Below are 19,371 nucleotides of genomic sequence, written 5' to 3'. Positions count from 1 at the left end.
CTAATGGCTTTTCAAATATTATTAAACCTTGTCATTGCGGTTATCTGGGTTAACTTTCAAAATAGCTATACAGCTGTCGACTTCTTAATTGGATATGTTGTTGGGATTTTCATCTTATTCGTTTTAAGACGTTTTCTGCGTTTTGATTTTTACATGCGCCGCATATGGGCTATTATTAAGTTAATTAGTTTATTCTTTAAAGAACTTATATTAGCCAATATAGACGTGATTAAGATTGTGTTAAGTCCTAAAATGAATATCCAACCTGGAATTGTAGCTGTGCCTACTAAATTAAAAACAGACTGGGAGTTAAGTCTTCTAGCATCTCTTATCTCTCTTACTCCAGGTACACTATCGATGGATTTCTCAGATGATAATAAATACATCTACATCCATGCGATTGATGTTCCTAATAAAGAGAAAATGATCCGTGATATTCACGATACATTTGAACGTGCTATTTTGGAGGTGACCAAATAATATGTTCCAATCCATTTTAATGATTGTATTAGTGGTCATGTCTATCTCATTGTTCGTTTGCTTTATCCGTACATTAATCGGCCCTACGATGTCTGACCGCATCGTAGCGCTTGATACATTTGGCATCAATCTAATAGGCTTCATCGGGGTCATTATGATGCTTCAGGAAACTTTGGCATACTCAGAAGTTGTTCTTGTCATTAGTATTCTTGCCTTTATCGGGTCGATTGCGCTTTCTAAATTTATTGAAAGGGGTGTTGTCTTTGACCGCGGTTGAGATAATTATTAGTATCTTTGTTCTCATTGGCGGCTTTCTTAGCCTGTTAGGTTCGATCGGGATTATTCGTTTCCCTGATGTGTACGGCCGTCTCCACGCTGCGACAAAGAGTGCAACACTTGGTGTAATCTCGATTATGCTCGCAACGTTCTTATTCTTCTTCCTCGTTCACGGTGAATTTGTCGGAAAACTGTTATTAACGATTTTATTCGTTTTCCTAACTGCTCCTGTAGCCGGAATGATGATGGGCCGTTCTGCTTATCGTGTAGGCGTGCCTTTATGGGAAAAGAGTACTCAAGATGACCTAAAGAAGATGTATGAGAAGAAAATGAAAGGAAGCAACTAAGCTTCCAATAGGAATGAGGGGGCTGTCCCTTAAGGTCATAAAATGGCCTTGGGACAGCCCCCTCTCTTATCAAGCGGTATTTTTTTTAGTGGCTTTGTTTATGAGCAGATGATACACTTGCTCTATTATTAAGAGGATCACTCGGAGGTTTTAATGTTTCAATCATTATGGGAGTATATATTAGTATTTCTAGCGGCGGCTACGCCATGGCTTGAAGCGATCGTCGTTATACCGATCGGAATTATTCGAGGATTAAATCCAGTGCTCGTATCAATTGTTGGGTTTGTCGGTAACATGCTGACTGTTTTACTTGTCGTTATTTTCTATGAAAAATTCGAGGCATGGAGAGCACGCAGACGTAAGGAGAAAGGAATCGAAGAAAAGCCTCCTACAAAGCGTCAGGAGCGCGCTAAGCGAGTCTGGAACCGTTATGGTCTTCCCGGCCTTTCCATTGGAGGGCCGCTGATTCTAGGCACCCATTTAACGATCCTTATGGCGCTTGCACTTGGGGCAAAAAAACAAGCTGCTACGTGGTGGATGACCATAAGCTTAATTGCTTGGATTCTTGTTTTTGCTATCGGCACCTATTATGGATTTACCTGGTTCACTAATTAGATTCCATACAGAGATCAAGCGGCAAGGGCAAATGGCAACGATAAGAGAATGTCATATGAATTAAAATGATCTTAAGTCACCCACTATATTTCTTACTAAAAACTACTACTTAGCGGATGAAATATACGGAGACTCCTATGGGAACTAAAGCGAAGCTGAGACCCCACAGGGCCAAGCCCGAGGAGGCTCAGCAGCTTCCCATGGAAAGCGAAGTATATTTCAGAAGCGGTATACACAGGCCGCATTAGTATAATGTTTGAATTACCATAAGTCAAAATACTCTGCCCCAGCCTCTCTGTATTTATATAAAGGTACCTCTCCTCTATTTGTTAAAAACACATTTCTTCATTTCCTCCCTCTCCAACTATTCATATACAGATCTTATTATCAAACAACCCTCCATATTATGACAAAAATAGTGCTGTTTTATCGACTTCGTTCTCTAGTGAAAACGGCTCGAGTGTGTTATGATATTAATTTATAAAGGACGTTAGGAGCATTTGTTTAGCTAACGTTAAGGAGTGAAGTGAATGTTCCTTTTAGAACATCTCGATCAGACGGTGAAGAAAATGAAAGGTCAAATTGCAAATATATTAACACTTATGAACCTTGGATTAGGTGCTCTCTCAATCATCTTCGTTCTGCAAAACGAACTTAGAATGGGATTGTTATTTATTACAATTGCAGCAGTATGTGACCGACTTGACGGAGCAGCAGCAAGACGCTTTCAATCTACGTCTGAATTTGGAAAACAACTAGACTCACTGAGTGATATTGTCTCTTTTGGAGTCGCACCAGCTTTATTGATTCATCAAGCTGTTTTACATGAATTCGGCTCAGTCGGGGCCATTTTCGCGATTATCTTTATTATTTGCGGAGCGATACGTTTAGCTCGCTTTAATGTAATGGAAAGTCATGGCTTCTTTGTTGGCCTTCCTATCACAGCTGCAGGATGTATCTTAACATTTTCATCTCTATTAGTTCCATTTCTAGAAGCATATAGTTTTATGTTCATTACGATGATCCTTGCCTTGCTTATGGTCAGCTCATTTAAAGTGCGTAAGATGTAGAATAAAGGATAAAGCTCAAAGCGACTGCTTGAGCTTTTTTCGTATCAAAATTAGGGAATCTACGCTTTTTTGCTGTCGAAATGTCAAAAAGAGTGGAAAAATTGACTTTAAATGCTTGAATTTACCCCCAAAGTCTTGACACCACTGGGGTTTAATGAGTAAATTTGAGTTGCAGGTTATTTTAGCTTGTTGGGACAGCTATTAAATCCAATCGAACAAACGAAGATAGATTCACATTCTATAAGAGTTTATCTATCGTTTTTCAAAACAAGGTATGAAAGGGAGTTTTTTTCATGAACAAAACAGATCTAATTAATTCAGTATCAGAGCAGGCAGACCTTTCTAAGAAAGATGCTTCTAAAGCAGTAGACGCTGTATTTGACAGCATCACTAACGCACTTGTTGAAGGTGGTAAAGTTCAGCTAGTAGGTTTCGGAAGCTTTGAAGTACGTGAGCGTTCTGCACGTAAAGGCCGTAACCCGCAAACTGGCCAAGAAATTGAAATCCCAGCAACAAAGAACCCAGCATTTAAGCCAGGTAAACAATTAAAAGACGCTGTAAACTAATAACGTCAAAAGTAAAAGCGAAGAGTACTCCTCTTCGCTTTTTTCAAAGAGTTATAACACATTTAATATTGTAACCTTAAAAAAAGTATGATAATTTGAAAGTAGTTTCTGAATCATATTTTCAGACTTATATTTAAATAACATAATTAAATAGCGAGACCACTAGGGGTGCAATTATTGCTGAGAAAGGTGCAAGCCTTAACCCTATTACCTGATCTAGATAATACTAGCGGAGGGAAGTGGTGAGAGCGTCTATTCTCAGTTGTAACTCCAGCTGTGTTCAGCGAGATTGCATACAGCAAGGTTTTCCTGTACATATGACGTCTATCAGCCACTTCTTTTATAGAAGTGGTTTTTTATTTGCTTTAAAGGAGTGAGAACATGAAATCTATTGCAGAACTTATTGAACGTGTTGAGGAAAGAGAAGAAGAACTAATCTGCCTGTTGCAGCAGCTAGTAGAATATCAAACGGAAAGCCCCCCAGCTAGAAATACGAAAGAAGCACAGGACTTTATCGCCCACTACCTTGCTGATGCGGGCTTTGATATTGATATGTGGGATGTTTACCCTAATGACCCAAATGTCGTAGCTGTAAAAAAAGGGACAGCTTCTGCTCACCACCGCAGTTTACTCTTAAACGGACATGTAGATGTAGCTTCCGTTGCCAAAGACGAAAACTGGACCTACCCCCCTTTTAAACTGACTAAAGAAGGACGAAAGGTGTACGGACGCGGAATGGCAGACATGAAAGGCGGTCTGGCTGCCTGCCTGTTTGCAGCAAAACTTCTCCATGAAGCAGGTATAGAACTTCCAGGTGATCTGACGATTGAATCGGTCATTGGTGAAGAAGTCGGTGAAGCTGGTACAAAAGAATGCTGCGACCGGGGCTACCGTGCAGATTTTGCGGTTGTAGCTGATACGAGTAATTGCGAGATTCACGGGCAAGGCGGAGTCATTACAGGCTGGGTAACCGTGAAAAGCCCAAAAACGTTCCATGACGGACTGAGACGCAATATGATTCATGCTGGCGGCGGACTCTATGGTGCGAGTGCAATTGAAAAAATGACTAAGTTGATTCAAGGTCTTAGCGAGCTTGAGCGTCATTGGGCCATCACAAAGTCATATCCTGGTTTCCCAAGCGGTATGAATACAATCAACCCAGCTGTGATTGAGGGCGGCCGTCATGCGGCATTTATAGCTGATGAATGCTCGCTTTGGATAACAGTGCACTATTATCCTGATGAAACGTATCAAGAGGTCACCCGTGAGATTGAAGAACATTTACTTGCCGTTGCAGCTGGTGACCCTTGGTTAAAAGAACACCCTCCTCTTTTCCGTTGGGGCGGTACTTCAATGATTGAAGACCGGGGTGAAATCTTCCCTGCCCTTCCGATAGATTTGGAGTGGGATGGTTTGAAGCTTTTAGAATCCACTCATCATAAAACGTTTGGTGTTAAAACAAAAGTCGGAATGTCTTCTACAGTGACAGACGGAGGGTGGCTTGGAGATGCTGGTATTCCAACCGTCATCTATGGTCCTGGTGAGTTAATTCATGCCCATGCTGTAAATGAAGAACTATCCATTGATCAGCTTCTTGATTATACGAAAACGATTTTAACGTTCATCTATGAATGGTGTCATAAAGAAAAGCAATAGCGTTTATAAAACGTACGATAAAAAGGAGGACTTGTACATGTCATTTTCAGCACGCCTACATCAAAATTCCCTACCCATTTGGGAGGCTAGTCACAACCATCCGTTTGTAAAAGGAATCGGGGACGGGACACTTGATATTGAGAAATTTAAGTTCTTTATGAAACAAGACTATGTCTACCTAATTGATTACGCCAGACTATTTGCGCTTGCAAGCATGAAAGCAACTTCACTTAAAAATATGGCCCTATTTGCCAAAATGCTTGACGCCACATTAAACATTGAGATGGACCTTCACAGGCAATATGCAGAGAGACTTGGGATCTCGGCTGAAGAGTTAGAAGCTACCCAAGCTGCACCGATGACATTAGCCTACAGCAGTTATATGTTAAGTGTTTCTGAGCGAGGCTCTTTAATTGATTTAGTGACTGCCATTCTCCCTTGTGCTTGGAGCTATTATGAGATTGGAAAGAAGCTCGCAGAAATACCAGGAGCCATGGAACATGAATTTTATGGTGAGTGGATTACGATGTATCAATCTGAAGAATTCGGCGAAATCGCTGATTGGCTGATTAACCTGCTTGATGAATTAGCTCTTGGACTCCCTGAGAGTGAATTAGCCCGTCTTGAAGAGATTTTTCTTAACACAAGCCGCTTTGAATATATGTTTTGGGATATGTCTTATAACGAGGAGTCTTGGCCTTCTCATGTCCGCTAAGCAGCTCGAACTACGCGATATAACATTCACTTATAAAACGGCTCAGCGGACAACGATTGAACGTTTAAATGCAGAAGTTTATGAGGGAGAATTTCTCTCTCTCATTGCACCGAGCGGAGCGGGTAAAAGCACTATCTTCCGTTTACTCATGGGCCTAGAACAGCCTCAGCACGGAGAAGCTCTTTTTCATAACAACAGTAGCGCTATGGGCTATATGCCGCAAAAAGACCTTCTTTTAGAGTGGCGTACGGTTCTAGAAAATGTTACCCTCCCGCTCGAGTTAAAAGGCGTGAATAAAAAAGAAGCAAAAACAATCGCCGAACCTTATTTTGTTCAGTTTGGATTAGAAGGTACCCAGCATCAATATCCTAGAGAACTTTCAGGCGGAATGAGGCAGCGTGCATCCTTTCTAAGAGCGATGATTGGGGGTTCTAAGCTCTTACTATTAGATGAGCCCTTCAGCGCCTTAGATGCCATGACCAGGCTCCATATGCAGGATTGGCTGCAAAAGGTCTGCAGTGACTTGAATTTAACTGTCATATTAATTACTCACGATATGGATGAAGCCTTAAGAGTAAGTGATCGAATCCTAGTCTTCTCTAGCAGCCCTATGAGTACTTATTTAGAACTGTCAATAGAAGAACCTCATCCTAGAGCAAATCTTGAAACACTGGCTCCAATTAAACAACAGATTATGAGGCAGCTGTTTAGTGGAGTTGACTCAATATGATTAGAAACTATACAGCTCCGAGTCTGCTCTTACTCGGGCTATTGATTAGCTGGGAGATTTTAGCTGGATTTATTGATAAACCTTACTTGATGCCGGGACCATTAGCCATCACAGATAAATTAATTTCGCTTCATTCAACTTTATTCTTTACCCACCTCCCTGCAACACTCGAGGTGGTGATTACAGGGCTTGTTATCTCCACTATTTTAGGAGTAACAGTCGCTATATGTATGCATCGCTGCCCGGTTATTGAAAGGGCTCTTTACCCGCTTCTTGTTATTTCACAAACCATACCTATCATTGCACTAGCACCGATCTTTGTGCTTTGGTTTGGCTATTCCGTTTGGAGTAAAGTGGTCGTCACTGTTCTTATTACCTTTTTTCCGATTACGGTCAACATGTATGATGGTTTGAAGTCAACTCCAAAGGAATTAAAAGAATTATTTCAAACAATGAATGCCAGCCCGTTTGCAACGTTTATGAAATTATATGTTCCCCATAGCCTGCCTTCTTTCTTATCAGGAATGAAAGTGGCTGTACCGCTCAGTGTCGTAGGAGCAGCGATCGGGGAGTGGTTAGGCGCAGAAGCTGGTCTCGGCTATTTCAGCAGACGAATGATGACTCAATTTGACGGGGCTGGCGTATTTGCTCCAATCGTATGGCTTGCGCTTATTGGAATCATTGGGTTTTTACTTATCACTATTCTTGAACGATACCTATTACGTTGGAGGACTTAACAATGAAAAAATTATACTTATTTTCGCTCACGCTTTACCTTTTAGTTCTAGCTGCTTGTGGCGGAGAGGTCACAGAAACGTCTGCAGAGCCTACTGATTCCTTAGAAGATGTAGACATTATGCTAGATTGGTATCCTAATGCTGTTCATACCTTCCTGTATACCGCAATAGAAAATGGCTATTTTGAAGAAGAAGGATTAAACGTAAACATCATTTTCCCTGCCAACCCTACCGACCCTATTAACTTAACGGCAGCAGGAGAACTTGACTTTGCCTTAAGTTATCAGCCAGATATTATTACAGCCAAGCATCAAGACTTGCCTATTGAAGCGGTGGCTCCCATTGTACGAAGCCCTCTTAATCACGTAATGTTTTTAGCGGACCAGAACTTCTCAAGCCCTCGTGACTTAGAAGGTAAAACAGTGGGTTACCCTGGTATTCCATTAAATGAACAGCTGCTAAAAACGATGGTTGAAAATGACGGCGGAGACTTCTCTAAAGTTAAAATGATCGATATCGGATTTGAATTAGGTCCAGCCATTATGACAGAACGTGCTGATGCGATCATCGGAGCATATATTAATCACGAATATCCAGTGTTAAAGCATGAGGGTTATGATATAAACTATTTTAACCCGACAGACTACGGTGTTCCTTCTTATTATGAGCTTGTATTAATCACGAATGAAAAGCTGATGAACGAGCGGCGAGAAACCGTAGATGCCTTTTGGCGTGCGGCTGTAAAAGGCTATGAACAAATGAGAGATGAGCCTGAGGCGAGCCTTAACATCCTCTTAGACAACCAAGAAGAAGCTAACTTTCCTTTAATTGAAACAGTCGAAAAAGAAAGTTTAGATATCCTTTTAAGTAAAATGGAAACAGAAGAAGAACCTTTCGGAACACAAAGCAAAGAGCATTGGGAGCAGATTGAAAATTGGTTAGAAAAAACTAAAGAATAGTTATCAAAGAGCTGTCCTATTGGGGCAGCTCTTTTCTTGGCCGAGTTAGTTAAATGATAGACGCAATAATGCCTTCAACTGATGAAATGAAGTGATGAAACCGAGCAATTCTCTTGCCAACAGACTCATAAATGTCTTGAAAACATACAATTGACCACCACACACTACCTAGGTTTTAAGTGCATTTCACAGATACAAAATCTACTCTAAAACTTTATAGGATTGATCCCTCACTACGACCGTCTCTGGTGTGATAGAGATAAGGATGGCTGTTTTGCCAAATGACGTAAAACGTGGATCCCATTTATCTTGGTCTGCTCCTAAGTAACGCGTTAACAGGCGATTTGCTCTGTCTTGGTCAAAAGACACAACCTCCCCTGCTCCTCTAAAGCCAATATGTATTACCTTCCCAGTCCTTTGATCATACTCCACTATTCCTACCGCACATTGAGGTTCCGCCTCTATTCTCCTCGGGAAACTATCGGTGTTTACATCTCCTATAATCCACAGCTTCCCTTCTTCCCATAAAAACCAAACAGGTGAATCTCTCGGGACGTTCTCTTCTACTGTAGCCAAATGGGCAAATAAAGACTTCTTGAGCAGCTTTTCCATATCGACTTCTCCGCGATCACGTATGATTTTCACTTATTAATCAACCTTTCTGTTTCTATGATTCTTAATTTCACTTCGACACGTTTATCCCTACCCCTTCTACCTTTCACTATATATTCCTGCTCTCTTAGTTACAAATTAGATATGAACAAAGTCTCACCAGGTAAAAATTACCTATTTTCTGTCATTTAACTGTAGCAATCTTTACCAATCATTAGACTCCTCTTTATTCTACCTAAATAAAATCTATGTAAACTACTATTTGTAAGCAAAACTAGTTATACATAGGAGGAAACAAGAATGAAAATGTTTAAAAGATTTGCCGCTACCGCTTTGTGCACAGCAATGGTCGTTTCAGGGGTTAGTTACGTGCAACATGTTAACGCAGGACCTCCCTCCCACTCAAGTGCCAAAGTAGAAAACGTCATCTTCATGATTCCAGATGGTTATTCTGCTAGTTATGCGACGAATTATCGAATTTACAAAGGAGAAGACACAGTCTTAGATTCGATGTTAGTAGGAATGATGAAAACAAACTCTGCCGATAACTGGGTAACTGATTCCGCAGCAGCAGGAACCGCCATGGCAACGGGGTCTAAGACAAATAATGGTATGGTCAGTGTTTCTCCAGAGGGTGAAATTCTTGAGACAGTTTTGGAAGCAGCAAGTGATGCAGGAAAATCGACCGGGCTCGTTGCGACCTCGACCATCACGCATGCCACTCCGGCTGTGTTTGGTTCACATGTTGAGTCTCGCGGCAGTGAGGCTGATATTGCGCTTCAATTAATCAATGATGTAGATGTCATGCTTGGAGGGGGTAAAAGCAACTTCCTGCCTAAAGAAGAAAATGGAAATCAAGCAGAACGTAATTTAGTAGAAGAAGCTGAATCGAACGGATATGAATTCGTAGAAACAAAAGAAGAACTTTTATCAATGAATGGCAAACAGGATAAAGTGCTAGGCTTATTTGCAGATGGCGGTATGGCACCAGAACTAGATCGGGATCACACAGAGGAGCCAAGTCTCGCAGATATGACTACCGCTGCACTCCATTCGCTATCAAACAATAAAAAAGGGTTTTTCTTAATGGTAGAAGGAAGCCAAATTGATTGGGCCGGTCATGCACATGATGCAGCTTGGGCAATGAAAGACTCAGAAGCTTTTGAAATGGCCGTTGAAGAAGCATTAGAGTTTGCTAAGAAAGACGGTAAAACATTAGTAGTCGTTGCAGGAGATCATGATACAGGCGGAATGAGTGTTGGCGGTTATGACGAATACCTTTCAAAAGTTGATATTTTAAGAGAAGTGACGGCTACGGGAGATTTTATGGCTGGGGAGTTGAATGAAGATCGCAGCAATGCACGCGACATTGTAAGCCAATATGCCAACATTGAGCTTACGGAAGATGAAGAAGCTCGCATTCAATCAGCTGCTGTCAATCAAACAGCGATGACAATCAATCAAATTATCAGCGAGCGTGCCTATGTGGGCTGGACATCAAAAGCACATACTGGTGTCGACGTTCCTGTATATGCCTATGGTCCGCAATCAGATTTATTTAACGGTCTGCTAGATAATACAGACCTGCCAAATCGAATTGCCGAAGCAATGAAACTTGAGTTTGGTAAGTAATAAGAAAAGGAGTTCTTCTGCATTAGAGGAACTCCTTTTTCGATTTAAAAATCAAAATTATCAGGATCTGGACCGCAGCGCTCATCTTTGTTTAATGCATTAATACGATCCATATCTTCATTTGTTAATTCAAAGTCAAAAATATCCGCATTGGCAATAATGCGATATTCTTTAATAGATTTAGGGATTGTAATGACTTTTTGCTGAAGATCCCAGCGCAAAATAATTTGAGCAGGTGATTTTCTGTACGATTCAGCTATTTCTTTAATGGTCTCATCTTCTAGTAATTCACCTTGCTTTAACGGAGACCATGCTTCAACCTGAATCCCTTCACTCTCACAAAATTGCTTTAATTCTACTTGGGTAAGATGCGGGTGAAACTCTATTTGGTTGACCATCGGCTTAATCTCAGCTTCTTTTAAAAGGTCACGAAGATGATGAATGTGGAAATTACTAACGCCGACAGCCTTTACTTTCCCATCTTTATAAAGCTTCTCAAGCGCTTTCCATGTCTCAATGAATTTCCCTTCAACAGGCCAGTGAATGAGGTATAAATCTAAATAATCGAGCTCAAGACGTTTTAAGCTCTGATCGAATGCTGCAAGGGTTGATTCATAGCCTTGATCAGCGTTCCATACTTTAGAAGTGATAAACAATTCTTCCCGAGGAATACCTGACTCTTTAATACCTTGTCCTACCCCTTCTTCGTTTTTATATATCGCAGCCGTATCAATACTTCTGTATCCATTTTGAATGGCAATACGAACGGATTCACTTGCCTCAGACCCATCTTTCACTTTATATACCCCAAGACCAAACCAAGGCATTTTCACTCCATTATGTAACGTAGCTGCCTCTTGCAAACTCATAACCATACTTCCTTCCTCCCCATATTTCATTAAAAATGAATTTAACTAAAAGTTCTTTCTATTCTATTTTCCTATACCTCTATCACATCTGACAAGCTTTAATTCATCTAAGTAAATCGTTAAAGCTTTAAATCGAGATAGATTTTCATATTAAAAGTCTTCTAATGAGACTCTTTGGCTAAGGTGTATGAACTCTTCAATTTCCTCAAACACTTTTTCTAAGCTTAGCAGCCAAAATTCTTCTTCTCCTGCATCCATTCCGGTATATTTTTTTATAAGTTCTTCAACCGGTAGAACAGATGTATCATGCAGAATATCCTTCAACAAGGTCCCTCTATCCTCCGATTTCTTCAGGAATTGATAGAATCCGCTGCTGATTAAATGAGCAACGGTATACGGATAATGACCAAACGGTTTATGGGTGAAATAAAAATGCCTTAAGGAAGCCCAAAAGGTAGGCTCATATGTATCAAAAAGATTATTCATCACTTCTTTTTGGATACCTTCCATGAGCATATTTAGTTCATCAGCACTTACATAACTAGATCTACGTTTATCATAAAAAATTACTTCGAACTGATGCCTGATATAGCTGTTTACGATCGTTACTAGATCACGAACGAGCTGTTGGTTTAACAAATGTAATTTTTCACCATCATCTTCTGCCTTCTCAATAGCTGCCCGCATGACGATCGTTTCTGTTAACGTTGATGCAATTTCTGCCATAACCATAGGACAGTCCTGTCTGTACATCGGCAGCTCTTGCAATAACGTGTAATGATAGGCATGTCCGATTTCATGCGCTAGCACGCCAACACTTTCTATTTGTTGGTTATAATGCATGAATATCCGTGATTCCTTATCAATTGGAAACGCTGCACAAAATGCCCCCGGACTTTTACTCTCACTGGGCAGCGCATCAATCCAATGGTTTTCAACAATATGCCTAGTAAAAGCACCTAGATCCTCATCAAAGCTCTTTAAATGGTTTTCAATAAATTCAATTCCCTCTTTAAAAGGAATGTGCATTTTATCTTGCTTTTGGGGCAAAGATGCAAATTGGTCAGTCCAACATAGATGGTCTGCCTTGAATAATGCATGCTTATGCCTTATGTAATTATAAAAAGGCTCTATATGATGAAGCACCGTATTCCACATAGCATCCAACGTTTTTTCATTCATCCGATTAAGATGAAGAGATTCCTCTAGAGATGATTCCATCCCCTGATTCTTATAAGCATTTAATCTAAATCCTGCTATATGATTGAGTGCTTTTGCACAAAGAGGAGCTTCATGCTGCCATGCTTCTTTCCATTTCTTGATTCCTTCAACTCTTTTTGCACGATCACTGCCGTAATAAATCGTCCTTAAAGCATTTTGTGCAGTAAGCTCATCTTCACCTAACATGAATGAGATGCGATTTGCGGCTAGTTGATGAAGGTCACCCCAGGCATGCAGACCATCTGCCTCTAAGGAAAATATCGCTTCTCCTTTCGCTTGATTACGTGACAGCTGTTTACCTCTACCATGCTCTAGATGAGTTCTAATTTCTGCTAAACGCTTATCACCGCGAAGGACCTTCCATTCTTGCTCACTCAGTCCAGCCAATTCAATCTCCACTTGCGATTCTACTATTTTATAAATGCTATACATTTGATTGACCTGATCAAGCCATATTTGAGGAGCTTCTTTTGTTGTATCGATAGAGCGTAAACAAATCACATATTCAAATAGCTGATACCATGATTGGTAAAGCTTCTGCAGATCTAGGATAAGGTCTATTACTTCGCTTCTTGTCTTCTTTTGTATCTTGACTTTAAGGCTTTCTAAACCTTCTTCAATATTTTTTAAATACTTGGGAACCTCTACTTTATCTTGCCCCCTCGGTGTAATTCGGTCCAAATCCCATTTCATTTCGAACACCTCATTTATGCCAGACTTAGATCTGCTTTACTTGACTAAGTACGTTTTGGTTATTCGTTCATATAAAGGCCTTTCTTTTTTAAAGAACGTTATAATGACAAACGGAAATAGAATATATTTTAAAAACTCACGAGAAAGCAATTGTAATCGTGACGGTTTTTCAGCCTCTTCGTTATATACATGTAAATCAACGATCATCATACCAAACGAACGTCCTGCACGAAATACATATAAAAAATGCACTAAAATAAATATGACCGCTAAAATCCCCCAGTTAATAAGTAGCAAATGAAACTCATTTTGATATAAATATCTTGAAAATCCTTCTGCATCATAATGAGGTGATTCAGAAATGACCATCAACCAAGATGTTGTTCCTGCCGAAGCCAAAAGAAGTACTACGGACAGAAATAAAAAATCATAAAAACCTGCTAGTATACGATACCAGCCGCTTGCTAACTCATCTTTATTTAATAAACGGGCCTTCCAATCAATCCCCACCGCATCTCCCCCTTTTTTTTCCAGTTAATTATAACATAATTTTCTAAAAAATCAGTTAAGAATGGATGAATTTCTTGATAGATGGCGATTACTCCCCTTCCCTTATAGGAATGATAGGATTGAAGAATCAATTTCTATGATGTAAAATGAATCAGTGAGAATTCATGCCAATTACATACAACACTAAATAAAGAGGTGGATTTGAAAATGAGTAATGATAAAATTTTAGTTTTCGGTCACAAGAATCCAGACACTGATACTATTTGTTCTGCTTTAATTTATGCAGACCTTAAATCTAAGCTTGGAGGGAATGTTGAAGCTGTTCGTCTTGGAGAGATTAACGAAGAGACTGCCTTTGCATTAAACTATTTTAATGCTGAAAAGCCTCGACTTGTAAATACGGTTTCAGATGAGGTTGCTGAAATCGCGCTTGTTGACCATAATGAATTTCAACAAAGTGTAGATGACATTGAGAATGTAAAGATTATTGAAGTAGTAGACCACCATCGTATTGCAAATTTCCAAACGAAAGAGCCACTTCATTTCCGAGTAGAGCCGGTTGGATGTACAACAACCATCCTGCGAAAAATGTACCAAGAGAATAATGTAGAAATCACAAAACAAATTGCTGGTTTAATGGTATCTGCTATTATCTCTGATTCATTATTATTCAAATCACCAACATGTACAGAAGAAGATGTACAAGCTGCTAAGAGTTTGGCTGAAATTGCAGAAATTAACCTTGATGAATACGGCCTTGAAATGTTAAAAGCAGGAACGAAGCTTGAGAACCGTTCAGCGGAAGAAATTATCTCAATTGACAGTAAAGAGTTTCCTATGGGAGACAAATTAGTTGAGGTTGCACAAGTAAACACAGTTGATGTAGCAGAAGTACTAGCGAGAAAAGACGAACTTTCAGCTGCAATGAATAGAACGATCGAAGAAAAAGGACTCGAAGTATTTGTTCTAGCAATTACAGATATCTTAGAAGGAGATTCTACGATCCTTACTTACGGTGCGGGAGCAGCTAAAGTCGGCGAAGCATTCGATGTAGCGATTACTGAAGACACAGCTCTTTTAAAAGGTGTCGTATCAAGAAAAAAACAAATTATTCCTGCATTAACCAAAGTTATTGGTTAATGTACTCTCCAACCTTGCTTCTAAATAGAAGCAAGGTTTTTTTATGCGGTTTCCTCTAATGAAAGAATATGATCGATTTTAAACATACGCCGCTGCCTTCTTTTATGGCAATAGGCGATCAAATGAGTTTCATTCATTTGAATAATGGTAATACTCCTTTGGGTAACCATGCCCTCAGCAGATAGATAGATCATTTCAATCTTCTTTTTGTTTTCTATGGCTCTTCTTAGCTGCCCTTTCATTAGACCCACCTCACTCACTTTTTTACATTATACACAAACACACGTTCTCAATCAACATAAATAAGAACATACATTCTTAATTATTGTATGCCATTTAACCAAAAAAATGACAAAAAAAGAACAGCTCCATAAAGCTGTTCTAATGAAAAATACTCGCTGATATCCAGAAGCCTAACAAAAAAGTGATTATTGACCCTAAAATACTTAATCCGATATATGCCAGTAGTTTTCGCCACTCTTTTTGTTCGATTAACATAGCAGACTCAACACTGAAGGTTGAATAGGTAGTAAATGCTCCAAAAAAACCAAGTCCAATTGATAAAAAGAGAGGGTCTTCATAAGCACCTAATGGGACTTCACCAAAATACCCTCCCAAAAAAACCCCTAGCCCAAAGGAGCCTAATATATTCACAAGGAGCATTGCAGTGGGTACAGGAGGTTTTGGAAACTTCTTCATTATGATTAAACCCAAAAGATATCTAGTGACAGCGCCAATAGCTCCGCCTAATGCAAGAAGGAATATACTCATGATTTAAGTCCTCCTTCTCTCGTTTTCAGTTTGCGTTTAGCTATCGCAGTGCCTAGAACCGAACCTGCTAATGCAAACACCACTCCGCCAAAGAGGGAGATAACCACATAAATGAAAGCGTTATAAAGGTGTACACCATACAAGAGAACGGAGTCTGCAGCAAAAGTAGACATCGTCGTAAACCCTCCGCATAAACCTACTCCAAGTCCCGTTTTCACCCACTCTTTTGGTTTAAAAACAATAAACCAAGCAGTCAAAAACCCTAATAAAAAACTTCCGCCAAGATTTTCTATAATTGTACCCAAGGGATAGCCTGTTTCAAGCGTTACTATATTAAATATGTACCTGAAAGTCGTTCCTATTGCCCCTCCTATACTAATCGCAATAATGTTCTTCGTTAAATCATTCATACAAGCCTCCCACCTTACTACACTAAAAGCTGATTAACATTCTATCTATTATAAAGTAAGTGTTCGTAAATTTAAAATCAGCTATTTATATAGGGGCAGCCAAATAGAATATAAACGAAAATTGTGAGACACCTCTACTCTAGCAGGTGTCTTTTTGAGTAGATTTCTTCTTTTCCTTCTTTCGGTACCTTTGAAAGATAGAAAGTGAAATTAGCAGCCATAAACTGCTGAGTAATACCCCTCCTATAATATCACTTGCATAATGAACCCCTAAGTATATTCGGCTGAACGCTATCATTAAAATCATACTTACACCAAATGTAATCAGGATTATTCTCGCCGTGACGGTGGATGTGTGTTTCCATAATAAATAAATAATCATTCCATACAGTGATACAGCAGCCATTGTATGAGCGCTAGGATAACTATATCCTGATTCCACTATTAAACTTGATTCAGGACGTTCTCTTTTTATGGTCATTTTTAGCACTACATTAAGTGTAACTGAACCAAGCGATACTAGTGCAAAAAGAATGACATCTTGTAAGCGGCGGTATTTTAAATAGATCACTCCAAGAAATAATAGAGAAATAACAATAACCGGCCTAGTTGCACCGATAAAACTAAAAAATCTCATCATTTTGGTTAGTAAGTCTGTATGAAAAGCAGCTATATTTTCTACTATTAAACGATCCACTGACAAGGTATATCCTCTTAAAACAGAATAGGTTGTAATTAAGAAGAAGGCGAACAATAAAATAAAAGGTATTAGAACTTTATAAGGAATCTTTTTTTTCATCCTTCACCTCTCACTGCAATATTTCTCTGCAATATTTTACATACTATACCCTCTTTTCTAGAATTTTAATGACTCAGCTTAAGTTATATGATAAAAGCTATAGATTCTAAAATTCAATCGCAAAAACTATTAAAAAAGTCACCCAATTACGGTTAAAAAAGGTATAATAATAAGTACGCACAACTACTATTATTTACCTATAAGCATTTCACTTCCCTAGAACTATAGACCCGCATGATTTTCGTTTAACAGTCTCCTCTTGTCTGCTTCTTTTGACGTGTAAATTTATTATTTAAGGGGTACGTCTATGATAAATAGTCTGTTGAATCAGCAGAGCACCAGCATAAATAGGAATTCAGATTTATATGTAGTGATTAATTCTGCTTATAAGATTACTCATGCTTCCTCTAAAAAAGGTGAGGAACAAATGAATCTTAGCCACAGTGACCTATGGGATCTTCTGCCGCCATCATGTCATAATACGTTTGAAGATGCTTTTTTCAGGTCCAAGACGGAAATGATTCCTATACATTTGGAAATAAGCAAGCCCCTCCTCTCATTTAAATGGGTGGAGGTTGGCATTTTCCCTTTTGTAGAAGGTTTCTCAATGTTTTTTAAAGACTTAACAAGACATAAACAGGTCGATCAACTGATTACCCAGAATGAGAAAAAGCTTGCACTGCTTGCTGAGGCCTCAAGCGATTTGATTTTTCAAGAAGATCCAAAAGAATTGCTAGATAATCTGTTTAACAGCTTGTCACATTACTTAGACTTAGATGTTTATTTTAATTATATTTTTGATGAACGAGCGAATAAACTGCGGCTGATGAACTATTACGGTATTCCAAAAGAAATAGCAGATGGGATGTGCTGCTTAGATTTTGGTCAAGCAGTATGTGGTACGGCTGCTCTCAATCAACATAAAATTATTGCTGAAGATATTTCAAGCTCTATAGACCCTAAAGTCAATTTAATTAAATCGTTGGGAATACAAGCATATGTATGTCACCCTCTGATCTCTTATGGCAAGTTAGTCGGCACTTTGTCTTTCGGATCAAAAACCCGTACACATTTCATCAAAGAGGAATTAGATTTAATTGAGAGAATCTGTACTCAAGTATCGATTACTTTAGATAGGCTTTCATTAATCGCTAAGTTACAACAAACGAATATAGAATTAGAACAAGCCAACACTTCACTAGTATATGCACAAGCTCAAGCTGAAAAAGCACATAAGGCTAAATCTGATTTTCTAGCGATGATGAGTCATGAATTAAGAACGCCTTTAAATTCTATTTTAGGATTCTCACAGCTTCTTCATCAGGATACTGGCACGCCGCTGTCAGCTCAACAACTCGCTAAAGTAGATAAGATTTTGAAGTCAGGAAGACATCTTTTGACGATGATAAATGATATTCTTAAATTAGTAAAGCTTGAAAACGGCAAGCCCTTTATAGAGTTTCAAGAGGTCGATTTGGATGCCATTGTTCAAGCTGCATTAAGAGAAATCACTCCTTATGCACAGTTAAAAAAGCTTAAAATGAATTGTGAAGACTTAAAACTCAAATCCGACCAAATTATCTACTCTGACCCTGTCAGATTACAACAGGTTCTTTTAAACTTACTTAGCAACAGCGTAAAGTACAATCGAGAGCATGGAAACATTACTATTTCTTATCAAGTTTCAGAACATACGGTCACTGTAAATGTAGAGGATACTGGAGTGGGAATCTCCTCTGTCGAACAGTCGAAGATCTTTGATCCATTTTATCGTACCGAGGAATTTTCAATGGAAGCAGAGGGAACTGGAATAGGTCTGTCGTTAGTCAAGCAGATTGTCACAGAGATGCAAGGAAAGATCGGTGTAGAAAGTCAATTAGGAGAAGGCAGTACATTTTGGATTGAATTACCAATAGTAAAAAAGTAGAAGCATCCAGTATAAAGGATGCTTCTTTTAATAGGTATAAATATCTATTATTTTTTACCCATTAAATATGTTTTACTTTCTTTTGTTATGGGTATTAAGATACTAGCTATTAAACTAATACTAACTAGAGGTGTTCTTCATGTTAACTAACATTGAGTGTGAAGTTTTCAAGCAAGAGTTAAAAAAATTAGCCGATGAATATATTAAGTGCAGCAACGCCTATATAAAACAAGCAATTAAACATGATATTTTACAACTAAGTTCTATTTTATTACAGGCTTCTAAGTTAAAAGCACATGCTGTTTAACCTGGTCCTTATACAAAGATGTCCTTCCCCACAATCTCAGGTATTTGCAGCATTTCAAAGATATCCATCACTTCAGTTCTTACTTTAGAAATCGTTAACGCAATTTGCTGCTCATTTAACGTTTGAATGGTACTCAATAAGAGACCAATACCTGACGAATCAATAAATGGAACCTCTTCAAAGTTTATAATGATTGTTTGGTGTTGCATAAGAGCAGGAAGTAATTCTTCCTCAATTAATTCTGTACTATCGATATCTAAGTCACCTATAAGTTTAACCTCAAGTTCGTTCATTTTCTTACTGAGGGTAAAATGAGTCATTCCTTCTAC

At 38.9% G+C, this 19,371-nt stretch carries 24 protein-coding genes and 1 riboswitch; of the genes, 15 read left to right on the top strand and 9 right to left on the bottom strand.

All coding sequences use genetic code 11. The features are described 5' to 3' along the window. Nucleotides 1-3: 3 nt before the first annotated feature. The 11 genes from BPOF4_RS05310 to BPOF4_RS05260 all read left to right on the top strand — a co-directional run bounded on the left by BPOF4_RS05310 (nt 4) and on the right by BPOF4_RS05260 (nt 8,151). Entirely contained in the window at nt 4-480 is a 477-nt protein-coding gene (locus BPOF4_RS05310) for a Na+/H+ antiporter subunit E (protein WP_012958052.1), read from the top strand. A gap of 1 nt (nt 481) precedes the next feature. Next, the gene (locus tag BPOF4_RS05305; RefSeq protein ID WP_012958051.1) at nt 482-757 is read left to right on the top strand and encodes a Na(+)/H(+) antiporter subunit F1; all 276 of its coding nucleotides are present in this window, start codon (nt 482-484) and stop codon (nt 755-757) included. After that, nucleotides 744-1,103: a monovalent cation/H(+) antiporter subunit G gene (mnhG, locus tag BPOF4_RS05300; protein ID WP_012958050.1), complete on the top strand. Its 360-nt coding sequence runs from the start codon at nt 744-746 to the stop codon at nt 1,101-1,103. Before BPOF4_RS05305 ends, mnhG begins: the two co-directional genes overlap by 14 nt. Nucleotides 1,104-1,256: 153 nt before the next feature. Beyond that, on the top strand, nt 1,257-1,718 hold the full coding sequence (locus BPOF4_RS05295) for a small multi-drug export protein (RefSeq protein ID WP_012958049.1): 462 nt from the start codon (nt 1,257-1,259) through the stop codon (nt 1,716-1,718). 530 nt (nt 1,719-2,248) lie between these two features. Beyond that, nucleotides 2,249-2,788, top strand: a complete 540-nt coding sequence (gene pssA, locus BPOF4_RS05290; protein WP_012958048.1) for a CDP-diacylglycerol--serine O-phosphatidyltransferase — start codon at nt 2,249-2,251, stop codon at nt 2,786-2,788. Nucleotides 2,789-3,081: 293 nt separating this feature from the next. Next, nucleotides 3,082-3,354: an HU family DNA-binding protein gene (locus BPOF4_RS05285; RefSeq protein WP_012958047.1), complete on the top strand. Its 273-nt coding sequence runs from the start codon at nt 3,082-3,084 to the stop codon at nt 3,352-3,354. A 154-nt stretch (nt 3,355-3,508) separates the two neighbouring features. Then, nucleotides 3,509-3,609: riboswitch (TPP riboswitch) on the top strand. Between the two features lie 126 nt (nt 3,610-3,735). After that, nucleotides 3,736-5,010, top strand: a complete 1,275-nt coding sequence (locus BPOF4_RS05280) for an acetylornithine deacetylase (protein WP_012958046.1) — start codon at nt 3,736-3,738, stop codon at nt 5,008-5,010. 37 nt (nt 5,011-5,047) lie between these two features. Next, the gene (gene tenA, locus BPOF4_RS05275; RefSeq protein WP_012958045.1) at nt 5,048-5,725 is read left to right on the top strand and encodes a thiaminase II; all 678 of its coding nucleotides are present in this window, start codon (nt 5,048-5,050) and stop codon (nt 5,723-5,725) included. Next, nucleotides 5,715-6,455, top strand: a complete 741-nt coding sequence (locus BPOF4_RS05270) for an ABC transporter ATP-binding protein (protein WP_012958044.1) — start codon at nt 5,715-5,717, stop codon at nt 6,453-6,455. Before tenA ends, BPOF4_RS05270 begins: the two co-directional genes overlap by 11 nt. Then, on the top strand, nt 6,452-7,192 hold the full coding sequence (locus BPOF4_RS05265) for an ABC transporter permease (protein WP_012958043.1): 741 nt from the start codon (nt 6,452-6,454) through the stop codon (nt 7,190-7,192). Before BPOF4_RS05270 ends, BPOF4_RS05265 begins: the two co-directional genes overlap by 4 nt. A 2-nt stretch (nt 7,193-7,194) precedes the next feature. Further along, the gene (locus BPOF4_RS05260; RefSeq protein WP_012958042.1) at nt 7,195-8,151 is read left to right on the top strand and encodes an ABC transporter substrate-binding protein; all 957 of its coding nucleotides are present in this window, start codon (nt 7,195-7,197) and stop codon (nt 8,149-8,151) included. Nucleotides 8,152-8,352: 201 nt separating this feature from the next. On the opposite strand, the gene BPOF4_RS05255 is transcribed toward BPOF4_RS05260, so the two are convergent. After that, nucleotides 8,353-8,796: a pyridoxamine 5'-phosphate oxidase family protein gene (locus tag BPOF4_RS05255; protein WP_012958041.1), complete on the bottom strand. Its 444-nt coding sequence runs from the start codon at nt 8,794-8,796 to the stop codon at nt 8,353-8,355. A gap of 267 nt (nt 8,797-9,063) precedes the next feature. On the opposite strand from BPOF4_RS05255, the gene BPOF4_RS05250 reads away from it, so the two are divergent. After that, complete coding sequence (locus BPOF4_RS05250) at nt 9,064-10,395, top strand: alkaline phosphatase (RefSeq protein WP_012958040.1); 1,332 nt, start codon at nt 9,064-9,066, stop codon at nt 10,393-10,395. 44 nt (nt 10,396-10,439) lie between these two features. On the opposite strand, the gene BPOF4_RS05245 is transcribed toward BPOF4_RS05250, so the two are convergent. The 3 genes from BPOF4_RS05245 to BPOF4_RS05235 all read right to left on the bottom strand — a co-directional run bounded on the left by BPOF4_RS05245 (nt 10,440) and on the right by BPOF4_RS05235 (nt 13,688). Then, complete coding sequence (locus BPOF4_RS05245; protein ID WP_041822261.1) at nt 10,440-11,270, bottom strand: aldo/keto reductase; 831 nt, start codon at nt 11,268-11,270, stop codon at nt 10,440-10,442. A 144-nt stretch (nt 11,271-11,414) separates the two neighbouring features. Continuing rightward, nucleotides 11,415-13,178 carry a M3 family metallopeptidase gene (locus tag BPOF4_RS05240; protein ID WP_012958038.1) on the bottom strand — a complete coding sequence of 588 codons (1,764 nt, stop codon included), beginning with the start codon at nt 13,176-13,178 and terminating at the stop codon, nt 11,415-11,417. 36 nt (nt 13,179-13,214) lie between these two features. Next, the gene (locus BPOF4_RS05235) at nt 13,215-13,688 is read right to left on the bottom strand and encodes an RDD family protein (protein ID WP_012958037.1); all 474 of its coding nucleotides are present in this window, start codon (nt 13,686-13,688) and stop codon (nt 13,215-13,217) included. 207 nt (nt 13,689-13,895) lie between these two features. On the opposite strand from BPOF4_RS05235, the gene BPOF4_RS05230 reads away from it, so the two are divergent. After that, nucleotides 13,896-14,828: a manganese-dependent inorganic pyrophosphatase gene (locus tag BPOF4_RS05230; RefSeq protein WP_012958036.1), complete on the top strand. Its 933-nt coding sequence runs from the start codon at nt 13,896-13,898 to the stop codon at nt 14,826-14,828. A 41-nt stretch (nt 14,829-14,869) separates the two neighbouring features. On the opposite strand, the gene BPOF4_RS05225 is transcribed toward BPOF4_RS05230, so the two are convergent. From BPOF4_RS05225 to BPOF4_RS05210, 4 genes are all read right to left on the bottom strand, one after another. Then, complete coding sequence (locus BPOF4_RS05225; protein ID WP_012958035.1) at nt 14,870-15,070, bottom strand: WYL domain-containing protein; 201 nt, start codon at nt 15,068-15,070, stop codon at nt 14,870-14,872. A 139-nt stretch (nt 15,071-15,209) separates the two neighbouring features. Next, nucleotides 15,210-15,599, bottom strand: coding sequence for a fluoride efflux transporter CrcB (crcB, locus tag BPOF4_RS05220; RefSeq protein ID WP_012958034.1), 390 nt, complete (start codon nt 15,597-15,599; stop codon nt 15,210-15,212). Continuing rightward, complete coding sequence (locus BPOF4_RS05215) at nt 15,596-16,009, bottom strand: fluoride efflux transporter FluC (protein WP_012958033.1); 414 nt, start codon at nt 16,007-16,009, stop codon at nt 15,596-15,598. Before BPOF4_RS05215 ends, crcB begins: the two co-directional genes overlap by 4 nt. Nucleotides 16,010-16,148: 139 nt before the next feature. Continuing rightward, nucleotides 16,149-16,808, bottom strand: a complete 660-nt coding sequence (locus tag BPOF4_RS05210; RefSeq protein WP_012958032.1) for a phosphatase PAP2 family protein — start codon at nt 16,806-16,808, stop codon at nt 16,149-16,151. 427 nt (nt 16,809-17,235) lie between these two features. On the opposite strand from BPOF4_RS05210, the gene BPOF4_RS05205 reads away from it, so the two are divergent. After that, the gene (locus tag BPOF4_RS05205) at nt 17,236-18,735 is read left to right on the top strand and encodes a GAF domain-containing sensor histidine kinase (protein WP_158305555.1); all 1,500 of its coding nucleotides are present in this window, start codon (nt 17,236-17,238) and stop codon (nt 18,733-18,735) included. Nucleotides 18,736-18,874: 139 nt separating this feature from the next. Next, nucleotides 18,875-19,042 carry a hypothetical protein gene (locus BPOF4_RS22125; RefSeq protein ID WP_012958030.1) on the top strand — a complete coding sequence of 56 codons (168 nt, stop codon included), beginning with the start codon at nt 18,875-18,877 and terminating at the stop codon, nt 19,040-19,042. 8 nt (nt 19,043-19,050) lie between these two features. Here BPOF4_RS22125 and BPOF4_RS05200 read toward each other — a convergent pair whose 3' ends face one another. After that, nucleotides 19,051-19,362, bottom strand: coding sequence for an STAS domain-containing protein (locus BPOF4_RS05200; RefSeq protein WP_012958029.1), 312 nt, complete (start codon nt 19,360-19,362; stop codon nt 19,051-19,053). Nucleotides 19,363-19,371: the final 9 nt, after the last annotated feature.

It is taken from the genome of Alkalihalophilus pseudofirmus OF4, from assembly GCF_000005825.2.
GTDB classification, from domain to species: domain Bacteria; phylum Bacillota; class Bacilli; order Bacillales; family Bacillaceae_D; genus Alkalihalophilus; species Alkalihalophilus pseudofirmus.
Note: the sequence above shows the minus strand (reverse complement) of the source record. Positions and strands in the feature narration are given on the sequence as shown.